General features: G+C 63.3%; 19 protein-coding genes and 1 pseudogene. 10 read left to right on the top strand and 10 right to left on the bottom strand.

Translation table 11 applies throughout. The features are described 5' to 3' along the window. The first annotated feature begins 76 nt into the window (after positions 1–76). Positions 77–1,360 (top strand): glycine cleavage T C-terminal barrel domain-containing protein, encoded by a 1,284-nt coding sequence (locus AAFP32_RS01315; RefSeq protein WP_350270294.1) that lies wholly within the window; start codon positions 77–79, stop codon positions 1,358–1,360. A 416-nt stretch (positions 1,361–1,776) separates the two neighbouring features. Here the strand turns inward: AAFP32_RS01315 and AAFP32_RS01320 are convergent, their stop codons facing one another. The 5 genes from AAFP32_RS01320 to AAFP32_RS01340 form a co-directional block, all read right to left on the bottom strand. Continuing rightward, positions 1,777–3,231, bottom strand: coding sequence for an APC family permease (locus AAFP32_RS01320; protein ID WP_350270295.1), 1,455 nt, complete (start codon positions 3,229–3,231; stop codon positions 1,777–1,779). Positions 3,232–3,375: 144 nt separating this feature from the next. Continuing rightward, positions 3,376–3,672: an antibiotic biosynthesis monooxygenase family protein gene (locus AAFP32_RS01325; protein WP_101619136.1), complete on the bottom strand. Its 297-nt coding sequence runs from the start codon at positions 3,670–3,672 to the stop codon at positions 3,376–3,378. Positions 3,673–3,843: 171 nt separating this feature from the next. After that, a complete protein-coding gene (gene fmdA, locus AAFP32_RS01330) occupies positions 3,844–5,094 on the bottom strand; it encodes a formamidase (RefSeq protein WP_350270296.1) in 1,251 nt (416 codons plus the stop codon). A gap of 44 nt (positions 5,095–5,138) precedes the next feature. After that, positions 5,139–5,423: a zinc ribbon domain-containing protein gene (locus tag AAFP32_RS01335; protein ID WP_350270297.1), complete on the bottom strand. Its 285-nt coding sequence runs from the start codon at positions 5,421–5,423 to the stop codon at positions 5,139–5,141. Between the two features lie 92 nt (positions 5,424–5,515). Next, complete coding sequence (locus AAFP32_RS01340) at positions 5,516–6,724, bottom strand: site-specific DNA-methyltransferase (RefSeq protein ID WP_350270298.1); 1,209 nt, start codon at positions 6,722–6,724, stop codon at positions 5,516–5,518. A gap of 57 nt (positions 6,725–6,781) precedes the next feature. Here AAFP32_RS01340 and AAFP32_RS01345 point away from each other — a divergent pair. Continuing rightward, positions 6,782–7,282: pseudogene (locus tag AAFP32_RS01345) on the top strand (FAD-dependent oxidoreductase); the annotation flags it as partial. Here the strand turns inward: AAFP32_RS01345 and AAFP32_RS01350 are convergent. Beyond that, complete coding sequence (locus tag AAFP32_RS01350) at positions 7,205–7,405, bottom strand: hypothetical protein (RefSeq protein ID WP_350270299.1); 201 nt, start codon at positions 7,403–7,405, stop codon at positions 7,205–7,207. The pseudogene AAFP32_RS01345 and the gene AAFP32_RS01350 overlap by 78 nt on opposite strands. 41 nt (positions 7,406–7,446) lie before the next feature. On the opposite strand from AAFP32_RS01350, the gene AAFP32_RS01355 reads away from it, so the two are divergent. After that, positions 7,447–8,292: an FAD-dependent oxidoreductase gene (locus AAFP32_RS01355; RefSeq protein WP_350270300.1), complete on the top strand. Its 846-nt coding sequence runs from the start codon at positions 7,447–7,449 to the stop codon at positions 8,290–8,292. 86 nt (positions 8,293–8,378) lie between these two features. Here the strand turns inward: AAFP32_RS01355 and AAFP32_RS01360 are convergent, their stop codons facing one another. Then, positions 8,379–9,830, bottom strand: a complete 1,452-nt coding sequence (locus tag AAFP32_RS01360) for a helix-turn-helix domain-containing protein (protein WP_350270301.1) — start codon at positions 9,828–9,830, stop codon at positions 8,379–8,381. A 177-nt stretch (positions 9,831–10,007) separates the two neighbouring features. Here AAFP32_RS01360 and aceA point away from each other — a divergent pair, with 177 nt between their 5' ends. Next, complete coding sequence (gene aceA, locus AAFP32_RS01365) at positions 10,008–11,318, top strand: isocitrate lyase (protein WP_101643330.1); 1,311 nt, start codon at positions 10,008–10,010, stop codon at positions 11,316–11,318. 20 nt (positions 11,319–11,338) lie between these two features. On the opposite strand, the gene AAFP32_RS01370 is transcribed toward aceA, so the two are convergent. Next, entirely contained in the window at positions 11,339–11,506 is a 168-nt protein-coding gene (locus tag AAFP32_RS01370; protein WP_350270302.1) for a hypothetical protein, read from the bottom strand. 98 nt (positions 11,507–11,604) lie between these two features. Between AAFP32_RS01370 and aceB the strand changes: the two genes are divergently transcribed. Then, positions 11,605–13,209: a malate synthase A gene (gene aceB, locus AAFP32_RS01375; protein WP_350270303.1), complete on the top strand. Its 1,605-nt coding sequence runs from the start codon at positions 11,605–11,607 to the stop codon at positions 13,207–13,209. Between the two features lie 127 nt (positions 13,210–13,336). Here aceB and AAFP32_RS01380 read toward each other — a convergent pair whose 3' ends face one another. After that, positions 13,337–13,933 (bottom strand): DUF664 domain-containing protein, encoded by a 597-nt coding sequence (locus AAFP32_RS01380; RefSeq protein ID WP_350270304.1) that lies wholly within the window; start codon positions 13,931–13,933, stop codon positions 13,337–13,339. 86 nt (positions 13,934–14,019) lie between these two features. Here AAFP32_RS01380 and AAFP32_RS01385 point away from each other — a divergent pair, with 86 nt between their 5' ends. Together AAFP32_RS01385 and AAFP32_RS01390 are read left to right on the top strand one after the other, a co-directional pair. Next, on the top strand, positions 14,020–14,985 hold the full coding sequence (locus AAFP32_RS01385) for a transcriptional regulator (RefSeq protein ID WP_350270305.1): 966 nt from the start codon (positions 14,020–14,022) through the stop codon (positions 14,983–14,985). Between the two features lie 157 nt (positions 14,986–15,142). Then, a complete protein-coding gene (locus AAFP32_RS01390) occupies positions 15,143–15,532 on the top strand; it encodes a universal stress protein (protein ID WP_101643334.1) in 390 nt (129 codons plus the stop codon). Between the two features lie 63 nt (positions 15,533–15,595). On the opposite strand, the gene AAFP32_RS01395 is transcribed toward AAFP32_RS01390, so the two are convergent. Further along, a complete protein-coding gene (locus AAFP32_RS01395; RefSeq protein ID WP_350270306.1) occupies positions 15,596–18,580 on the bottom strand; it encodes an FAD-binding and (Fe-S)-binding domain-containing protein in 2,985 nt (994 codons plus the stop codon). A gap of 372 nt (positions 18,581–18,952) precedes the next feature. Between AAFP32_RS01395 and AAFP32_RS01400 the strand changes: the two genes are divergently transcribed. The 3 genes from AAFP32_RS01400 (at position 18,953) to AAFP32_RS01410 (ending at position 21,709) form a co-directional block, all read left to right on the top strand. Next, complete coding sequence (locus tag AAFP32_RS01400; protein ID WP_350271520.1) at positions 18,953–19,111, top strand: hypothetical protein; 159 nt, start codon at positions 18,953–18,955, stop codon at positions 19,109–19,111. A gap of 441 nt (positions 19,112–19,552) precedes the next feature. After that, positions 19,553–20,536, top strand: a complete 984-nt coding sequence (locus AAFP32_RS01405) for an inositol monophosphatase family protein (RefSeq protein ID WP_350270307.1) — start codon at positions 19,553–19,555, stop codon at positions 20,534–20,536. 186 nt (positions 20,537–20,722) lie between these two features. Beyond that, positions 20,723–21,709, top strand: coding sequence for a siderophore ABC transporter substrate-binding protein (locus tag AAFP32_RS01410; protein WP_350270308.1), 987 nt, complete (start codon positions 20,723–20,725; stop codon positions 21,707–21,709). Positions 21,710–21,734 lie beyond the last annotated feature (25 nt).

Genomic DNA, 21,734 nt, shown 5'->3' on the forward strand with positions numbered 1-21,734 from the left:
CCCATAATATGGGAATCGAGTTCTACATTGTAGAACTGTTAGCAGGGGGAACACCATGGACAATAACGTCCCGTCAGTGGATCAAAGCGACAGAGAAGTCCCGATCAACCTACGCCAATCAGGCCCCACCCCAGTTGAGATGCTCATCGACACCAGAGTGCGCAAGTCGCCGTACTGGGAACTGTCCATGCAGCAGGGATGCTGGCGGGCCTCCATCTACAACCGGATGTACCACCCGCGCGGCTATGTGCCGCGCGAAGACGGCGGGATGATGGCCGAGTACCAGTCCCTCGTCAACGACGTGACCTTGTGGAACGTTGCTGTCGAACGTCAGATTCAGGTCAAGGGTCCCGACGCCGAGGCGTTCGTGAACTTTGTCATCACCCGTGACGCGACCAAGATCCCGGTCATGCGTGCCCGCTACGTGATCCTGTGCAATGAGGCCGGGGGCATTCTCAATGACCCGATCCTGCTGCGTGTGGCGATCGACGAATTCTGGTTCAGCCTCTCCGACACCGACCTCATGCTCTGGCTGCAGGGAGTCAACGTCGGCAGGAAGTTCGATGTCACCATCCAGGAGATCGACGTCTCGCCGGTTCAGGTTCAGGGACCGAAGTCCGTCGATCTCATCTCCGACCTGGTCGGAGAGGAGGGGCGCACGCTGCCCAGCTATGGACTGATGGAGGCCCAGGTCGGCGGGCATGACGTGATCATCTCCCAGACAGGATTCACGGGAGAGAAGGGCTACGAGATCTATCTCAAGGATTCGACCAAGTACGCCGAGGACATGTGGAACGCGGTGCTCGAAGCCGGGGTTGCCCACAATCTCAGGGTCGTTGCTCCCAGCCACCACCGCAGGATCGCCGCCGGCATCCTCTCGTGGGGCCAGGACATGGACTTCGAGACCTACCCGTTCCAAGTCAACCTCTCCTACCAGGTGCCGCGGAAGAAGGAGGCCGACTACATCGGAAAGGCCAAGCTCGAGGAAGTTCGCGAGCAGATCGCGGCCGGCACTCCACCGTTCAAGACTCAGCTCGTGGGCTTGCTGGTCGGCGGAAAGCCGATCACGGACTACGCTCCCGACTTCTGGCTGGTCAGCGCCACATCCGGTGGCGACCCAGTCGGGTATGTGACTTCGCCCTGGTACTCGCCGGAACTCGAGGCCAATATCGCGATGGCTCATGTGCCGGTCGAGGGCAGTGCGCTGGGAACCGAGTACTGGGTTCAGCTGCCCGAGCCCTTCGCCGACACCCCGGGTGAACCCGTCCGCGCCGAGGTGGTGGAGATGCCGTTTCGACCAAGCGTCAATCCCAACCAGCGTGAACGTCTGAAGATGCACGGCCTCGACGCCGCCGTCTGAGTCGCGGCAAGCGTCTGGGTCTATGCCGCCTGGTTCCATTCCCCTGATCCGAGCGCGGTCACTGTGCGATATGCCGGTGGCCGCGCTCGCCTCTGCCCGCACCCGCAGCTCCAATAGCTCCCCGCACCACGACTTCCTCCCCGCGCCGCGACTTCCTCCCCGCGGCCTCAATAACAACCGGTGGTTTCACGCGAGGCACCGGTGGCGCCAATTCATACATGTGCACGGGGGTGATTTGCTGCTCGCGGTGAGGGGTGAACCACCAGCAGGTGCACCTCAGCGTCAATCCGCACGACACGATCGTCGATCACAGTCCTCAGGCGCAGCCCTCCTGCAATGACGTGCGGCCACCGGAGAAGTCTCCGATGGCCGCACTCTCGTCTCAGTCGCCCTTAGTCGGGCTGAGCCTCACCGCATCACTTCCTGCGCAGGGACTTGACCTTGGCGAGGAGTTCGACTTCTGCGTTGGGTCCTGCCTTGACGCCGGTAGGCAGACGGAACATGAAGAAGACTCCGACTGCCAGCCAGAGGCCGAACATCGCCCAGGACTGCCATGCCAGCTGTGCCGACCAGGGGGTGATCGGCAGATAGAGGACGAACAACGCCAGGGTGAGCACGGCTGAGATGACTCCGATGACCATGCCGCCATTGCTCTTGCCGCCGATGCGCAGGGGACGGTCCATCGCCGGTTCGCGCTTGCGCAGGACGAGGAATCCGATGCTGACGAGGAAGTAGGCGATGACGATGGCGGGTGAGCCGGCGTCGACGATCCAGCCCAGGGCCGCTGCGCCGAGGAATGGCGCCAGCGCCGAGAGAATGCCGATGAAGATGATCGAGTTGACGGGGGTGCGGTAACGCGGGTGCAGCTTGCCGAACCAGGCGGGGATCATACCGGCCACGGCCATGGCCCACATCAGGCGAGACGAACCCATGAGGAATGCGTTCCAGGAGGTGATGATGCCGGCCAGACCGCCGGCGATGACGAGCTTGCCCCAGAACGCGGAGTTGAACATTGTGGCCAGAGCATCCGCAGTCACGAGGTCATGGGTGGCGAGCTCCGAGGCGGGCATGGCCAGCGACGTCATCCAGATGATGATGATGTAGAACGCGACTGCCATGAGGACGGAGATGACGACGAGCTTGCCGATCTTCGCCGGCGGCAGCTTGATCTCCTCCGCGGACTGCGGAATGACGTCGAAACCGACGAATAGGAAGGGCACGACGGCGACCACTGCGATGAAGCCGGCACCGCCACCGGTGAAGAGCGGTTCGGCATTGGCGGTTTCGCCTCCGACCAGACCACCGGTCAGGAGCAGGAAGGCAACGATGATGAGGAACGAGACCACGAAGGTCTGGACCAGCGAGGCGAGTTTGACGCCGCGGATGTTGATCCAGGAGATGAAGATCGCGGTGACAGTGCCGACGAGAGCCCAGGTGAGGTAGACATCGGATTCGGCAACAGTCCACAGCTTGATGTGCTCGAGGTTCGGGAACAGATAGAGCGCAGTTTTGGGTACTGCGACTGCTTCGAACATGACGACACTGATGTAGCCGCCGGTGATCGCCCACGAGCCGAACAGAGAGACGCGGGGGCCCATCGCCCGGATGAGGTAATTGTGCTCACCGCCGGCGTGCGGCATGGCGGCAACCAGCTCGGAGTAGACCGTGCCGACGAAGCACATGATGACGCCGCCGACGGCGAAGGCGAGGATGGCACCCAGGGTTCCGGCGCCGCTGAGCCACTCACCGGTGAGGACGACCCAGCCGAAGCCGATCATCGCTCCGAACCCGATGAACAGTGCGTCGACCGTTCCGAGTGCCTTGACGAAGCCGTGGCCCCGGTCGGTGGCCACTGATTGCTGTTGAGTCATCGCGTGCCTCTCGTGTCCCTGCTATTACTGTTTCGCAGAGTAGCAGTAAAGCGGAGAGTTTCCGGCCAGTAACCTTCGCAGAGATGCCCAGGCGGCTTCGGGTGCTGTCTCGCAGGCGCAGCCGGAGCCCACGAGAGGTCGTTGTCACTCGCCGAGGTCGACTACCTCGAACTCGAGAAGGTTGGCCTGCTCAGAGACCGGCTCCTTGCCGTTGGTTTCGTGGGCCGGCTGGCGTGCCTGCTTCCAGTTCTCGAAGTCTTCGCGTGTGGCCCACTGCGTGTAGACGAAGTACTGGTCACCGCCGGCGACCGGGCGCAGCAGCTGGAAGCCTTCGAAGCCGGGCGAGCCGTCGACGGAGTGCTTGCGTGCCGCGAAGCGCTTCTCGAGCTCACCGCGAGCAGCCTCGGGGACGGTAAGGGTATTGATGGCGACGACGGACATACTGGCTCCTAGAACTGGGGAACGATTATCTGCAGTGCAGTGGTTCACAGACCGACGGTGAAACCGTTCGAGTCTTCTTCGAGGCTACGACCGAAGTCTGGATTCGAGCTGAATTGTCCACATGAGACCACGCCCCGTCTCAGCACCAGGAGATGACAGGGACGACGGCGCTCAGAACGCCGAGTGCGGTGCGCCGATGCCCGGATTGATCTGAGTCGGCCCGTTCGAACTGGGCGAGATATCGACGTCGAACATCGCCGTCGGCAGGTACACGGTGGCGCAGGCGTTGGGAATGTCGACGACACCGGAGAATCTGCCCTCGATCGGTGCCGCGCCGAGCAGCAGATAAGCCTGCTCCGGGCTGTAGCCGAACTTGGACAGGTAGTCGATCGCGTGCAGGCACGCCCGCTGGTAGGCCAGATGGGAGTCGAGGTAGCGCTGCTCGCCGTCAAGCGTCACCGAGGTTCCGGAGAATGCCAGCCATTCGGAATACTGCGGGGCGGAATTGCCGGGTTGGAAGATGGCATTCTCGCTCACCCCATAGGTGTCCATCCCACCCTTGATGAGGTCGACGCTGATGTCGACGAAACCGCCCATTTCGATGCCGCCGCAGAAGGTGATCTCACCGTCGCCCTGGCTGAAGTGGAGATCGCCGACGGAGAAGTTCGCGCCGTCGACGAACACCGGATAGAAGACTCGTGTGCCCTTGGTGAGGTTCTTGATGTCCTGGTTGCCGCCGTTCTCCCGTGGGGGAGCGGTGCGCGCGCCTTCGGATGCGACCTGGTTGAAGTCCTCGCCGCTCAGCGAGCCGAGGATCGCGCCCTGGGGTTCAGGCGGCAGTGCCAGGGGTGGTTCGCGGTTCGGGTCGGTGGCGATGAGGGCCGCCTCGCGGGTGTTCCACTTACCCAGCAGGTCCTTGCTCGGGGCGGTGCCCATGAGGCCCGGATGGACGATCCCGGTGAAGGAGACACCGGGGACGTGGCGTGATGTCGCCGTCCCGCCGGAGAAGTCCCAGACTGCCTTGTAGGCGTCAGGGAACTGGTCGACGAGGAACGAGCCGCCGTTCTTCTTCGCGAAGATGCCGGTGTAGCCCCAGCCCTGCCCGGCCAGTGGGCCATCCTCCTGCGGGATCGGACCGACGTCGAGGATATCGACGATGAGCAGGTCACCGGGCTTCGCACCTTCGATCGCCACCGGACCGGACAGAGCGTGGACGATGTCCATCGGTGCGTCGCGGATGTCATCGGCACTGTCGTCGTTCTTGATCGCTCCGTCGAACCATTCGCGGCAGTCCAGCCGGAACGATTCCCCCGGTTTCACGTGCACAGCTGCGGGAATGTCCGGGTGCCAGCGGTTGTGACCGGTGATCTCCTGGGCGGTGAAGGGCTGTGTCGAATCGAGTGGAAATACATTGTCCGGCATTGTTCTATTCCTTTCGTGGTCCCTGCCGCCGAAGCCGATCGACCTCAGGCGCGGGGAAGCTTGGCGTGCCGCGGATCCCGACTGACCGGCTGCGAACGGCGACCGGTGGAGGGGATGCGCGAGACGACGGGCGGTGAGTCTGCGGTCTTCTTCGTCGCGTCGATGACGCCGAAGGCAGTCCCCGACCCGGCGCCGAGGTGAGGGGATGTGAATGCGGAGACGGCCGTTCCGCGGCAGTCGGGGCACGTGACGGATTCCGGCTTCCGGCTCATGGGAAAGACTTGTTCGGTGTCGCCGCAGGTCGTGCATCGGTAGACGTAGGTGGGCACTGGATCACTCTTCTCGAAATCATTGCCGACAGATAGGCCTTGATGTATTTCTACACTGTCACCAGGAAAGACTCAAGGGTGCTGGCGAGAATTCATTCCTCGGCCACCGCGATTTCGGTGAATGACAGCTCCGGATCGAGACGCCGGGCAGCCCGCCGGATCCGCTCCGCAGTGAGCCTGCTGATCTCAGGGAAGCCGGCGTCGGGATCCGCGTCCACCAGGCTGCGCGCATTCGTCGACCGCAGCGGCTCCGGTGTCTGGATGAGGATGAACTTCCGCGCGCCTCCGTCACGTCGGTTCGCCTCCATCACTGCCTGCGCCGTCGTACCGGAACCGGCGAAGAAGTCGAGGACGATCGCTTCGGGTTCGAAGAACGTCTGCGAGGCCACCAGCGTCTTGACCAGCTCGACGGGCTTCGGATAGCTGAAGATTCCACCCAGACCGAGGTCCTCGAGATCGTTCTGCCCGCCCAGGGCCTTGATGATCGAGTAGAGCTTCGAACTCGCCTTCTCTGCCGGCGTCACCCGAACCACGGCATGCTTGCCACCACCCCAGGGCTTGAGCATGAACTCCCCCGAGGCCAACTTCGCATCCACCTCGGCGAGCTTCTTCGCTCCTTTGACTTCGAGGATGTCCTCGTACATCAGCCGGCGTTCCTGGCCCCGGGCATAGCGGCCGAAACCAGCGCGCAGCACATCGGTTTCGACGAGCATACGTTTGCCGTCGATGATCTCGAGCTTCGCCGGAGCCTTCTTCTCCGTCAGGAATGCGCCCGCCTGATCAGCGGCCTTGGCCCACACGTGGACATAGTCGTGACCGCGGACGAAGGAGGGTGAGTTGCCTCCGCCTTTCGCGCGCTGATGGATCAGGGTGCCCAGCGAATTTTCCTCGCCGAAGATCTCATGTCCCAGCAGCTGCGCCCACGCACTCTCACCGTCGTCGAGGTGGATGAAGATCACACCATCATCACGCATGAGTTCACGCGCGAGCATCAGCCTCGGCGTCATGAAGTTCAGCCAGCTCGCGTGATCGTGGCCATGATCCTTGTACGCCAGCGCATTGCCCGTGTTGTAGGGCGGATCGATGTAGACGACCTTGACCCGCCCCCGGTGCGTGGCCAGCAGGGCCGTGAGGCCCGGCAGATTGTCCCCGACGACCAACATGTTCTCATGGGAGCCTGGAACGTAGGTGGCACCGTCGCGCAGGAAGCGCGGACCCTCGCCGAGGCGGCTCTGCTGTTCCAGCGCTCGACCGAGCGCGAAGGAGGCGTCCTTGCCAGTCCAGTTCAGGGCCGTCGACATCCTTCTCCTTCTCCGCGATCGGTGCCGATTCTCTGCGATCGGTGCCAAGATTGCTGTATGAGTATTTCACGAGTGGCCGTGGTCGGTGCCGGGATCGTCGGAGTGGCGCTCGCTCGAGAGATCACCCGCAGACTCCCCACAGCCGAAGTGACCGTCTTCGACAAGGCCAATCGCGTCGCCGCACATCAGAGCGGGCACACGTCCGGAATCGTGGACCCCGCCCTCGACGCGGAGGCCGGATCAGCGGAAGCGAAGCTCGCCCGCCGAGGTGTTGAGCTGCTGGTCCCGTACGTGTCCGAACGCGGCATCCCCTACCGCGAGTGCGGGCAGCTCCTCGTCGCGCAGAACACCGACGAAGCTGACAGGCTCGAGGGCATCCTCGCCCGTGCCGAAGCGAACCAGGTCCCGGGGGTCCGGCTGCTCGATCGCACGCAGATGCGGGAGATCGAACCGAACGCCAGAGGAGTCCTCGCCCTGTACTCACCGCACACCGCCGTCACCGACTTCGTTGCCCTGACCGAGGCGCTGGCCTCCGATGTCAGCGCCGCAGGTGGGACATTGCACTTGAGCACAGAGGTCACCGGCATCGATGTGATGAGCAACGAGGTCCGGGTCCGTACCCGCACAGCCGCGCCAGACTCCAGCGAACCCGATGTCGAACACGGGGACAATGATGGGCATGAGCCTGCCAGTGCAGACGCCGCAGCAATCTCGACGATCAGGTGCACGAGGCGCCGCGGACGTATCGCGGCGATAACAGCACAGGTCCGGTCATCGACTTCAGCGAAGGGCTGCGCAATCGCTTCGGCGAGCAGGACTGGTTCAAACAGGTCGAGGACACGATCGGCAACCTCAGCCACCGGTTTTCGAACCCCGCCTCGGGGCGAGGGCCCGCCGAGACCACCCAGCACCCCACCGGTGACGAAGACTCCGAGCTCTTTGATCTCGTCATCGTCTGTGCCGGGCTCCAATCCGACCGGCTGGCCGTGGCTGCAGGCTTCGACGACGACCCTCGCATCGTCCCCTTCACCAGCGACTACTACCGGGTGGATACCCCCGCAGAGGAGGTCCGAGGCATCATCGGAACCGTCCCGGAACCCGGCTCCCCATTTTCCGAGAAGTCCGTTGTCCCAGCCACCTACGGTGCGCTGACCTTGGGGCCGAACACCTTCGTGTCCCTGGGGCGCGAACGATACGACAGGCACGGATTCGATCTGGGCGATATGGGATCGACCGTCGGCTTCAAAGGATTCTGGAAATTTGCGTCGCAGACGGCCAAGACCGCGGCGCGCGATGTCAGGTCGACCGTGAGCACCTCTGCCTTCGTCGACGGCATTCAGAAGTTCGTCCCCGCCATCGATGCAGCGGCGGTCGAACACGGATTCCGGGGCGTCCGCGCACAGGCCATGAGCGTCAACGGTGACCTGGTCGACGAACTGCGGGTGACCACCCGCGGCAGGCTCACCATGGTCAGGAGCCTCCCGAGGTCAGGGGCCACCTCGGCGCTGGCTGTGGCCGAAGACATCGCAGATGCGGTCCTTGACGCGCCCACCGACGCGAACGGCTGACGCACCCGCCGACGTGGACGGCCAGTGAGGACAGCCGGCCCGCGAAGTCGCTGGCCGACACCGTCGGCGTGAACCGGGAGCTCGGCTCAGCCGGAGTGGCGTTCGAGGAACTCGTAGACCTCGGTATCGTCGACGCCCGGGACAGCACCGGGCGGAACGGCCGCCAGCAGGGAGGCGTGCATCTTCGCCGAGGGCAGAGCCTGCTTCTCCCACTTCTCGGCCAGATCCTCGGGTGCTTGCCGACAGCAGGCCGGATCCGGGCAGGCTGACTTGGACCGTATCTGCGACTCTCGTCCCTCGAACCACTTCACGTGGGCGAAGGGGACGCCCACGCTGATGGCGAAGTCACCGCCGGGCAGCACGCGTGCGGTGCACCAGAACGAGCCCTCCGGTGTGTCCGTGTACTGGTAGTACGGGCTGAACCTGTCCGCGACCCGGAACACTGTGCGTGAGGTGAATCGTTTGCATGCGAACTGTCCCTCGATGGCGCCGAGCGGGTCCGTGGGGTAGGGCAGACCGTCGTTCGAATACGCCTTGTGGATCGTCCCGGAGCGGTGGACCTTCATGAAGTGGACGGGCAGCCCCAGGTGCTCGGTGGCCAGATTCGTGAACCGGTGGGCGGCCATCTCGTAGCTGACGCCGAACATATCGCGCAGATGCTCGACCGAGATCTCACGCTTCCGCTTCTCCTCGACGAGCATCGGCACAGCAGCGCTCTGGGGCAGCAGCACCGCCGCGGCCAGATAGTTCGCCTCGACCCGCTGCTGCAGGAATTCGCTGAAGTCCTTCGGCGAGTCATGGCCGAGAACGTGTGCAGCGAGACTCGTGAGCAGATGGGAGCGTGGGTCTGCGGCAGCATCGGCGTTGGGCAGGTAGAGACGGTTGTTCGCGGTATCGGAGATCGACCGGGTCGAGTTCGGCAGGTCCGAGACGTAGTGGAGGCTGAAACCCAGCTTCTCCGCGATCAGTGCCGTCTGCCGCTGGGAGACTGTACCGGATTCGTAGTCAGCCAGGCGCAGCAGCTCCGCGGCCTGAGCCTCGAGATCGGCGAAGTAGTTGTTCTTCTCACGCATCCGCTCGCGCAGTTCCCGGTTGGCCCGGCGAGCCTCCTCCGGAGTCGCGGCCCGGCGTTCGAGGACCTGGCCGAGCTGTCTCTGCAGACCCACGATCGCCTCGAGGGCATCGTGGGGCAGTGACTTGATCCGCACCTGCGGCAGACCCAACGAGGAGTACATGGGCGAGGCCTGATTGCGTTCGGCTTCAAGCTCGAGAGCCTGCCTGCCGTCGACCGGAGTGGGATCGATGAGCTCGGCGACATCGGTCTGCAGGGCCTTCGCGATCGCACTGAGCAGGGTGACAGAAGTTTCTCGCTTGCCGTTCTCGATCGTCGAGATCTGAGAGGCCGCACGACCGACCTTCTCACCCAGCTCGGTGAGCGTGAGTCCATGCTGTTTGCGAAAAAAGCGAATTCTTCTGCCGATGCTCAGGGTGTCCGCCTCTTGCTCAGCATCCCTCAGGTCGGTCTCATTGCTTGTCATTGCGGCTCCCGGTGGCATTGTGGCGTGGTTCACGTGCAGTGGGATTCAGTATGACAGAACAGGGAAATTTCTAAAACCGGAAAACAGGCGGTTATTCATAGAAGAAACCTCTATCGACCCACTTGCGCTCACGGCAGACTGAACTCATCAACCCCGAACGAGTAGGAGTGAATGACAATGACTGACAACACCACGCAGGCCAACTTGCACGATGCTGAGGCCATCCGCCGTGACTGGGCGACCAACGCCCGCTGGTCGGGAGTCGCTCGTGACTACGAGCCCGAGGATGTCGTCAAACTGCGCGGTTCGCTGATCGAAGAGCACACACTGGCTCGCCACGGTGCCGAGCGCCTCTGGAACCAGGTCAGCTCCACCGACATCAAGTCCGGCGACTACGTCAACGCACTCGGTGCGCTGACCGGCAACCAGGCAGTTGAGCAGGTCAAGGCCGGCCTCAACGCCATCTACCTCTCCGGCTGGCAGGTCGCCGCTGACGCGAACGCAGCCGGACAGACCTACCCCGATCAGTCGATCTATCCGGCCAACTCGGTCCCGCAGGTCGTGCGTCGCATCAACAATGCGCTCATGCGTGCCGACCAGATCGAGACCTCGGAAGGTCAGAAGAACGTCGACGACTGGTTCGCCCCGATCGTCGCTGACGCGGAAGCCGGATTCGGCGGCGCGCTCAACGTCTACGAGCTCATGCGTTCGATGATCTCCTCCGGCGCAGCCGGTGTGCACTTCGAGGATCAGCTCGGTTCCGAGAAGAAGTGCGGCCACCTCGGCGGCAAGGTTCTCGTTCCGACCTCGCAGCACATCCGCACCCTCAACGCGGCTCGCCTGGCGGCCGACGTCGAGAACGTGCCCAGCCTCGTCATCGCCCGTACGGACGCTGAGGCCGCCACGCTCATGACCTCGGACATCGACGAGCGCGATCAGCGCTTCGTGACCGGTGAGCGCACCGCAGAGGGCTACTACAAGATCACGAACGGCATCGAAGCAGGCATCGCTCGCGGACTGTCCTTCGCTCCGTACTCGGATCTGCTGTGGATGGAGACCTCCACACCCGACCTCGCGGCCGCCAAGCAGTTCGCGGACGCGATCCATGCGGAGTACCCGGACCAGATGCTGGCCTACAACTGCTCGCCGTCGTTCAACTGGCGCAAGCACCTCGACGATGCCACCATCGCGAAGTTCCAGCGCGAGCTGGGAGCCATGGGCTACAAGTTCCAGTTCATCACCCTGGCCGGCTTCCACGCGCTCAACTACTCGATGTTCGATCTGGCTCACGGCTACGCCCGCGAACAGATGACTGCATACGTCGATCTGCAGGAACGCGAGTTCGCTGCCGAGTCGCGCGGCTACACCGCGACCAAGCACCAGCGTGAAGTCGGAACCGGTTACTTCGACCTGGTCTCGACCGCTCTGAACCCGGAGAGCTCGACGACAGCTCTGGCCGGTTCGACCGAGTCCGCTCAGTTCAGCTGAGCCTTCGGTGACCCGACCGGTCACCAGACGACGGACACCGGACTCGCCGGTGGACTCGTCACCCAGTACTCGGCGCGGATCGACAGTGTTTTCACGGGGTTTGCACTGTTGATCCGCGCCGGCACACCGGTCCACACGGCTCCAACCACAACCTCGGCGACACCAGCACCACCGAAGAATCGCGCCACCGGCACAGCACCACCGCAACACCACCGCAGCACCACCGCAGCACCACCATCGCAACGCTCATCAGCAGCCAACATCCCGACGGGTGAGGAGAAGCCCCATGTCTCACATCACAATCAACGCCCCTATCGAACCAGGCTTTGACACAATCCTCTCGGAGTCCGCCCTCAAGTTCATCGCGGCACTCCACGATCGCTTCAGCGACCGTCTGGGCACGCTGCTGGGAGTCCGCGGGCGTCAGGCGCAGAGCATCAGGAACGGCACGTTCCCGAGGTTCATCCCCGACACCGCAGGAATCCGGGCCGACACCAAGTGGCAGGTTGCCGGCGCGACCGGCGCCCCTGGTCTCGAAGACCGACGCGTCGAACTGACCGGCCCCGTCTCCGAACCTGAAGTCGTTGCGGCGCTGAACTCCCGCGCGAAGGTCTGGCTCGCCGACCTCGAAGACGCAACCAGCCCGACCTGGGCCAACATCATCGGGGGACAGCTCAACCTGTTCAACGCCATCCGGGGCAACCTGCCGGGTGTGAACAACCGTGAGCAGCCCACGATCGGCCTGCGTCCCCGAGGCTGGCACCTGCCGGAGAAGCACCTGCTTCACGTCGATGACCAGGGAAGTCAGTCGGAGACCTCCGGCGCCATGGTCGACTTCGGTCTCTACTTCTTCCACAATGCTCGTCGTCTCATCGACAACGGCTCGGGACCATACTTCTACCTGCCGAAGCTCGAGTCCTTCCGCGAAGCACGACTGTGGAACGAGATCTTCGTCTTCGCACAGGACTACATGGGCATCCCACAGGGAACCATCCGGGCGACTGCTCACATCGAGACGATCACCGCTGTGTTCCAGATGGAAGAGATCCTGTGGGAGCTGCGCGACCACTGTGCCGGCCTCAACGCCGCAGGCTGGGACTACCTGTTCTCACTCGTGAAGAACTTCCGGAACTCCCCGAAGTGGGTGCTGCCGGATCGCGAGCACCTGACAATGGGACTGCCGCTCCTGCAGGCATTCGCAGACCGGCTCGTCTCGACCTGCCACCGCCGCGGGGCACACGCGATCGGGACCATGAGCAACCTCATGACCACGCACCCGGACAAGGAATTCGTCGCCTCAGAGCTGGCCAAGATGCGCGAAGACAAGGCTCGCGAAGCCTCCCGTGGCTTCGACGGCACGTGGGTGGCGGAGCCGGGTCTGGTGGATGACGCACTGGAGGTCTTCGACGCAGCCCTCGGCGACAAGCCGAATCAGCTCGACAACCGCCGGGTCGATGCCCACGCCTGCGCCGAGCACATGCTCGACGTGTCGGGGCTGGACACCACGGTCACCGAGGAAGGCGTTCGTCTGAACATTCGCGTGGCCATCGGCTACATGAACGAATGGCTGGGCGGCAACGGCAACGTGGCACTCGAGAACCTGCTCGAAGACGCGTCGACGGCTGAGATCTCCCGGTCCCAGATCTGGCAGTGGATCCGCCACTCGGTGACACTGGACAACGGGAAGCAGCTCACCCGCGACCTGGTGGAACGCTACATGGGCGAGGAGCTCGCAGTCATCGAGCGCCACCCCGCAGATCACTACACCGAGGCGGTCGAGATCTTCCGCAAGAGCGCACTGGGCGAGGACTTCCCCGAATTCCTCACCATGCCCGCCTACTCCGACCACCTGGTCGACAGGGTGTCGAAGGGAGCCGTGTTCGCGGTCTGATCGTCACACTTCAGCTACCCGAACCTCTGCATCAGCTACCCGAACCTGCAAAAGCGTCGTGCAGGCGGTGGGCTTTTGCAGGTTCGGGTAGTTTTTGCGTGAGGGCGCCGCTTAGCCGCGCGACCGCTCAGCTCCATCCCTCGGGTGGCCAGGGCTGACCGTCGGCCTGGGCGTTGAGCTGGTAGGCGATCGCTCCATCGATGGACTCGCGGATGATGTCAGCGTGGCCGGCATGGCGGGCGATCTCGGTGGCGAGGTGGCACAGGATCCACCGGACGTTCATCACGAAGTCCTTGGGCATCCAGGGATTGCCGAGCAGCGGCACAACGGTGCCGAGATTGATTCCGTTCTCCTCGACGGCCCGGCGAGCCACCTCGATCTCGGCGATGCTCTTCTCGAAGATCACCACCACCTCGGCGATGCCGAGGTCTGGGAGCGCAGACCCATCGAATATTCCGTTGAGGCCGAGCCCGTCATTGATCGTCGGATATTCCTCCGCCCCGATACAGCGGGCTGGGTCCTTCACCTGCTGCAGCCAACCATTGACGACCTGCGCCGCATGAGCGACTAGGCCTGCGATGCTCAGTGGGCTCGCGGTGGGGGTGCTGCGGGCCTGCTCATCGGTGAGCTCAAGGGTGGTGAGCTTGAGCTGGGTGCACTGCTGTTCGAGGTAGGTGAACAGGGCGTCGGCCTCTGTCGTGACGGATGGGGCGAAGAATGGCATGGGATCTCCTGAGCATCGGTGACTGATGCGGTCGTTCGGATCTGTGACACAAGTGTCTTAGCAATTGCGGACATATACTGTCCGCGATGACTGCTGAATCCCGTCTGTTGTCGCTGTTGGGAATGCTCGCCGTAGGGCGGACCTACTCCGCGACCGAACTGGCCGCGCATTTCGGTGTCACCCCGCGCTCTATTCGTCGCGATATCGCGAGTCTGCGTGAGCTCGGCTATGTCATCGAATCCATCCCCGGTGCTGCCGGCGGCTACCGTGCTCACTCGCGTACCGTCCTGCCTCCGCTGCAGCTCGAGACCGGGGAGGCACTGGCCACAGCCGTCGGCCTGGCACTGCTCAACGGTGCCGGGTTGGGCACCGAGAATGCCGATTCGGCCACTGCGAAGCTGCGCGCGATGCTGCCTCCCGCAGTGCGCGAGACAGTCGGGGAAATCAGCACGTCCGTGTCCGTCCTTCCTGGTCATGAACCCGGAGTCGACATGACAGCGGTGATGACGACCACCTCGGCGATCGCGTCCCGGAACATTCTTACGTTCACTCATGAGAAACGGAAGGCAACCGGATCCGAGACGTTGCAGCGCCGGGTGGAGCCTGTGCAGATGGTTGTCCTCGGTGCGCACTGGTACCTCTACGCCTGGGATCTCAACCGCAGCGACTGGCGGGTCTTCCGCCTCGACAGGATGAGTCAGGTCCATGAAACGACGTTCGCCTTCACTGCCAGAGACCATCCCGACGCCGAGGCGGCTGTGAGTTCCGCCGTGACCACCGCTGCCTACCGCCACACAGTGATCCTGGACGTGGATGCCTCCGTGACTGAGGCCAAATCATGGTTCCCGACGAGGTCCGCGACGATCACGAAGACCGGCGGCGGTGCTCGCGTCGAATTCGGAGTCGAGGACCTGACCTGGGCGGCCGTGATCACTGCGGCGACGCCTGTTTCCTTCCGCGTCGTCGAGCCACCGGAACTGCTGTCGGCTCTGCAGGGCCTCGGCGAGCGTGCGACTCGAGTGAGCAGAAGCGGTAGCAGCCGCGCGGAATGAGCACTCTGTGCACTGCCGGCCACCTCAACCTGCAAAAGCGTCGTGCAGGCGGTGGGCTTTTGCAGGTTCGGGTGGCTGGAGCTCGGTATGACCGCGAGATGTCCTCACGGTGATACGGGAATGAACGAATCAGGGCAGAGCTAATATAATGATTGCTATGACGATTCTCATTGGCTATCTTCCTGCTCCTGAGGGTGAGGCGGCTCTGCGCGCGGGTTTCGCAGAAGCCAAACTTCGGTCGAGCAATGCTGTCGTGATCAACTCCCAGCGACGCGGAGCCAGTGGAACTCCGACCGAGATCGACCAGGATGTCATCGACCGCATCGTCGCATTGGGCAAGGATTCAGACGTCGAGGTCGAGGTTCTCCAGCCCGACCACGAAGACGATCTGCCGGGAACCCTGAACGATCTCGTCGAAGAGCACGAGGCTCAGCTCATCGTCATCGGCCTGCGCAAACGCTCAGCGATCGGCAAGTTCATCCTCGGCTCACAGGCTCAGCGAATCCTCCTCGAAGCCGAGGTCCCGGTCCTCACCGCCAAGGCCTGAGCCCAGGGGCCGTTCGCCTGAGGTCAGGCGTGGTGTGTCTGAGCCCGTCGCTGGTCAGTAGACCTAGCGGGTGGGTTCGAGACCCCAGCCCCAGGCGAGCAGCTCCGGCAGTGACACACCCTGCGCATCGCTGAGATCGGTGATCTGAGTGCGGCAGGAATAGCCATCGGCCAAGACGACCCGTGTGCGGTCACCGTCGCCGGCAGTTCTGCCTGTGCCCGCCGCTCCTCCAGCCCCGACCGCGTCCGGTGCCCGATTGCGCGGTGCTTCCTGGTCGCGCAGGGCCGGCAGCAGAGCTACCTCTGCCACGGCGACAGAGGTCTCGTAATGTCCTTCCTCAACGCCGAAGTTTCCGGCCAGACCGCAGCAACCGCCCAGGAACTTTGCCTCGGCACCGGTTCTGGCCAGCAGCTCCTTGTCGGCGGCATTGCCGAAGATCGCTGTCTGATGGCAGTGTGGCTGCACGAGTGCGTCGACTCCGTTCAAGCTGGGCAGCTCGGCGCCGACACTGAGCAGGTATTGGGCGAAGGTCTGCACACGTGCCGCGACTCGGGCCGAGGCCTCATCGGCCAAGAGCTTCTGCGAATCGTCCTTGAGGGTGGCCAGACACGAGGGCTCGACCCCGACGATGGGCACATCCCCGGTCGCATCGAGTGCGCTGATCGTCGCTGTCAGATTCGCCTTCGCCGCATCCAGCTGACCTGTCGAGATCAGGGGCAGACCACAGCACACGGTCTGGTCGATGACACGAACCGTGACACCCGCGCGTTCGAGCACCGCAACGGCGGCGGCGAGGATACGCGGCGCGAAATGATTCGACCACGAATCGGCGAACAGAATCACCTCACGGGTCTTCGCTGCGGAACCAACAGCTGCGGGCCCAACCTCGGCGGGGGTGGGGCCAGTGGTTGTCCACCATTTCCTGAACGTCGTCGACGCAAACTGTGGGATCGATCTGCGGACGTCGATCCCGGCCAGCTTCTTGGCCACTGTCGTGAGCCCCGGCAGGCCCGAAACGCGGTTGACCACGGGGGCCAGGGGTGTGATGACACGGGCCAGCTGCGGCAGGAACCCCAGCGAGTAGTGCTTCATCGGGCGCAGTCTGCCCTTGTAGGACTGATGAAGGACCTCTGCCTTGTATGTAGCCATGTCGGTCCCGGTCGGGCACTCGGTGGCGCACGCCTTGCAGGACAGACAGAGGTCGAGGGCATCGGCAACTTCCGGTGACTGCCAAGAGGAGTCGAGGAGGTCCCCGGACACCATCTCCTGCAGCACCCGGGCGCGACCGCGAGTGGAATGGCGTTCGTCGCGGGTGGCCTGGTAGGACGGACACATGACCTCGCCACCTGCGGCGGAGTCGGCGCGGCACTTGCCGATGCCGGTGCAGCGATGCACGGCGGAGGCGAACCCCGCCGATTCTCCTTCGTAGGCCATTGCCAAGGTTCCGGGCAGCTCTTCCCGCAGTGGAAATTGGGTCAGCCGCAGTGACTCGTTGAGGGCATCGGGGTCGACGATGACTCCTGGATTGAGCAGATACTGCGGGTCGAAGAGCTCCTTGACCTCCTTGAACAGATCGAGAACTTCGGGCCGGTACATCAGGCGCAGCAGCTCCGACCGCGCCCTGCCGTCGCCATGCTCACCGGAGACGGACCCGCCGTAGCGCGCCACAAGCTTCGTCGCCGCGACCATGAACGTCCGCATCACCTCGGGCCCGTCGGGATCTTCGAGTGGGAAGTCGACGCGCATGTGCAGACAGCCGTCGCCGAAGTGCCCGTACGGAATCCCCCACAGCCCATGCTCGGTGAGCAGATCCATGAGATCGCGCAGATAGTCGCCGAGGTGCTCCACCGGAACCGCGGAATCCTCCCACCCGGCGTGGGCGTCACGCCCATCCGGTGTGCGGGAGACCAGGCCGGCACCATCGGCGCGGATCGCCCACACCTCGGCGGCGGCACTGGGGCTGAGCACCGCCGAATCCAGGGCGTTCGAGTCTCTGACCAGTCGTTTCGTCTCATCGACCAGTTCAGCTTCGTCTTCGCCGGTGAGTTCGACGACGAGCCATCCGCCACCGTCTGGAAGGTGGGGGATCGCCTCGGCGCCCTTGGTCTCGGCGACCCGATCGAGCATGCGCGAGTCAATACCCTCGCAGGCCGCGACCGGGAAGTCCTTCAGCAGGGGAGCGTCATGTGCGGCGGCGACCATGTCCTCATATCCGAGCACCACCGCTGAGGTGTGGGTGGGGTCCTTGACCAGGCGCATCTTCGCGGCGAGGACGATGCCCCACGTGCCCTCGGTTCCGGCGAAGGCCCGGCGCAGGTCGAAGTCGTTCTCCGGCAGCAGGGATTCCAGCCCGTACCCGGAGACCTGCCGAGAGAAGGTGCCCAGGTTCGTCCGGATAGTGCCCAGCTGCCCGGCGACGAGTTCATGCAGACGGGGGAACTGCCGGGAGGCGTCGGTCTCATCGAGGGTAACGATGGTTCCGTCGACGAGCATGACGACGAGTGCGAGGATGTTGTCGCCGGTGCGTCCATAGCCGAGAGCTCGTGGTCCGCAGGCATTGTTGCCGATCATCCCGCCGATCGTGCAGCGAGTATGGGTAGAGGGGTCCGGACCGAAGCGCAGGCCGTGCGGCCGCGCCTGTCCCTGCAGGTGAGCGTGGATGCATCCGGCCTGGACCCATGCAGACTGCGCGTCGGGGTCGAGTGAGATGACCTCGTTCATGTGGCGTGAGAAGTCGAGGATGATGCCCGTGCCGATCGCATTGCCGGCAATCGACGTGCCAGCGCCGCGACTGGTGATGGGCACGCCCAGCCGGCGTGCGATCGCCAGTGTCCGCGAGACATCGGACTCGTCGTGCGGAAACACGATGGCCTGGGGGACCAGCCGGAACAGGGAAGCATCAGTGGTGTAGGCAGCACGATCGGTGTCATCGACGCTGAAGTCGCTGACCCCCGCGGATCTGAGCTCAATCGAGAGGACATCGGCGAGAGACGTCTTAGTCTCCGCAGACTTCCGAGGTGCACTGGAACTGTCAGCCAATGTGGTCATGTCCGCATTGTGCCACTTCAGTTGTCAGTGAGGTACTCCCCCAGCAGCGGGTGGGATGGTGCCGACTGCGGGCGGGATGGCACGTGTCTGGTTGCACGACAGCCGAGCGCCGGAACCTCAGCGAAAGTTATCAAAGTGTTATGCGAAACGAACAAGAAAGTGTCTGAACTTCTTTGATTCGGGAATTATTGGATTATTGTCATATACGTGGTATCTAATGGAACTACACATTTAAGTGGCATCAGGCCACAGTCGTAAGCAAGGGAAAAAACCATGTCGCGTCGCGCCCGTGAATTAACAGTTGACCAGACAGCCTTAGTTGGTGCAGTTCGAAAGGTTTCTCGTCAGCGAGCCAAAATCAATACTGACTACGTGATGGCGATTCTTCGCGCCCGTGAAGAAGGTGCAACCTTCGGGTCCATCGCCGAGGCGGCAGGCACCTCCTCGCAGGCGGTGCAGGAGATCGTGCGCAGGCATGGTCAGGTTCAGCGCCCCGACGCCGCGGGATCCGCACCAGCCCCCGCGAAATAGGGGCAGCAGGGCGCCACTCTGGCGCCTGTTTGCGGCCGGTTGGCCGAGCTGCTCATCGGGTCTGTGTGTCACAGTGTCGTGATTCGCGCCGAGGCGCACCTCGGGTGCTCTGTGGTGACCAGAGTCATTCGTTTCATTACCGTTTGATAACAAGATCTCTTTATTATGGAAATCATGTGAAAGACATGCATGAAGTGTTCAAAAGATGATTGTCCAGGGGTAGTGAAGGGCCCCTCCAGTTGAGTGCACGTGTGATCGAGAAGCCCGGTTCCCGGGTGCCGATTTCGGTTCCCTGCAGTGAAGCGCGGTTGATCAAACTCGGAGTTCTGAACCACCTGAAAGCCGGTCTCAATGCGGCTTAGATACAAGAAGTACACACTCGCCTCTGTATTGCAGTGTTGTTACAGGAGGGGTCCGGTCGGGGCCGACTAGAGTTGAACCATGAGCTCAGAGACCGAACTTCTGCCCTGTGACGTCAGCGATCTGCCTTTGGTTCGTATCGCTTCGGACCTGTCCATGATGGCGTGGGAGCAGATGGTGGCCTGGCGCGGCTCCCTCGGTGCGCAGCTTGATGCCTCGGTGGTGGACACGAAGACCTCGCCCAATGACCTTGTGACTCTGGCAGATGCGCAGATCGAATCACTTGTCCGCGGGTACCTGGCGAAGGTCCGGCCTGCGGACACCATGGTCGGCGAGGAGGGTGCGCCGGCACTGGATCCCATCGACTTCTTCGATGCGCAATTCGCGCGCGGACTCCACTGCTTTGACCCCAGTGCCAATGACCTCCGCGACATGAGCGACGGCGGCCAGCCGCTGGAGTGGCATGTCGACCCCATCGACGGCACCGTCAACTACGTGCGCAACATCGAACACTATGCGTTCTCCGTTGGAGTCTGTGAGGCCGGGGAGTCCCATGGTCGGGGCCTTGGTGAGGAGCGGTGGCTCATCGGCCTCGTCGCCTCGCCGGGATTGAACGTCACCTGGGTGGGCGCCAAGGGCCGCGGTTCCTATCGCATCGAAGGTCGCCTGTCGGGGAGAGGGGGCTCCGCACTGGTCGATGGCTCGGCCTCGGCCATTCCTGCCAGGCGGCTGCGCGGCACTCCAGCCGGGCTCTCTGGCCGGCTGCTGGCGACAGGCTTCGCCTACACCGGCGACAGTCGTGGGCCGCAGCTGGCTAAGCTGTTCACGCTCATGGAGGGCTACGACGATATCCGGCGCTGCGGATCGGCGGCCATCGATCTGTGCATGCTCGCAGAGGGCAAGGTCAACAGCTATGCAGAGCGAGGCATCGGGATCTATGACTATGCAGGTGGTGGCGTCATCGCCGCCGAGGCTGGGGCTCATGTGCACCGTGGCGGATCCGGTGGCCCCACGGCCGCAGCGGAGTCCGAGCGCGAGGTTCGGCGGCTCATCGCCTCGATCTGATTGACTGTTTCGGCCTACCCGAGGGGCCGGCTGACTGGCTCCGCGATGGGTCAGCCGACTACCTCCGCTGTCATTGTGAGATAAATAACGTTAGATTACTGTCACGTATTTCGTGAAGCTTAGGCTAAGCTAATTCACGGTTCGTGTTCATCTGACATCAATGACCTTTGCAGGAAGTAGATCATCATGGTTTCGTCTCGCCTCCGTTTTACCGCTCTGGCCGGCGTGGTTGCACTCGCTCTGTCCGGCTGCGGCCAAGCAGCCGCCGATGACGCCGGCGCCGACACCGGCAGCACCATCGACGTCGAGGACAACAATGGAGAGCAGAGCGTGGCGAGCCCTCCCTCCTCGGTGGTGGCCACAGACAACCGCACCTTCGAGACTCTCGACACCTGGGGCATCGAGCTCAGTGCCGGTGCGGTCTCCCTGATGCCCGAGGATCTCAGCTACACGAAGGACGACTCGATCCTCGACCTCGGTTCGCACCGCGAGCCCGACCTCGAGAAGGTCGTCGAGGCCAAGCCCGACCTCATCATCAACGGGCAGCGGTTTGCGCAGTTCCATGACGACTTGGCGAAGCTGGCGCCCGAGGCCACCGTGCTCGAACTCGATCCGCGCGACGGCGAGGACTTCGGCTCCGAACTCAAGCGTCAGACGACCACTCTGGGAGAGGTCTTCGGCAAGCAGGACGAGGCGCAGAATACCATCGACGACTACGACGCCTCGGTGAAACGAGCCAAGGCTGCCTATGACAGCACTGACAAGACCATGGGCCTCATCACCTCGGCGGGCGACATCGGCTACTCCGCACCTTCGAACGGACGCACAGTCGGACCGGTATTCGACATCCTCGACCTGGACCCGGCCCTCGAGGTCGAATCGAGCAGCGAGGACCACCAGGGCGACGACATCTCCGTCGAAGCGATTGCCGACTCCAAACCCGAGCTCATGATCGTCCTCGACCGTGATGCCTCATTTGCTCCCGAGGATCGCGATGAGGGCTCGGCACCTGCCGCCGAGGTCCTCGAAGACTCGGAAGCACTCAAGGATGTTCCCGCGATCAAGGATGACAAGATCGTCTACTTCCCGCAGGACACCTATCTCAATGAGGGCATCCAGACCTACACCGAGTTCTTCAACTCCTTTGCGGACAAACTCGAAGAGCAGAAGTAACGTTTCCCATCAGCAATTGAGATCG

Source organism: Brevibacterium sp. CBA3109 (genome assembly GCF_040256645.1).
Classification (GTDB): Bacteria; Actinomycetota; Actinomycetes; order Actinomycetales; family Brevibacteriaceae; genus Brevibacterium; species Brevibacterium koreense.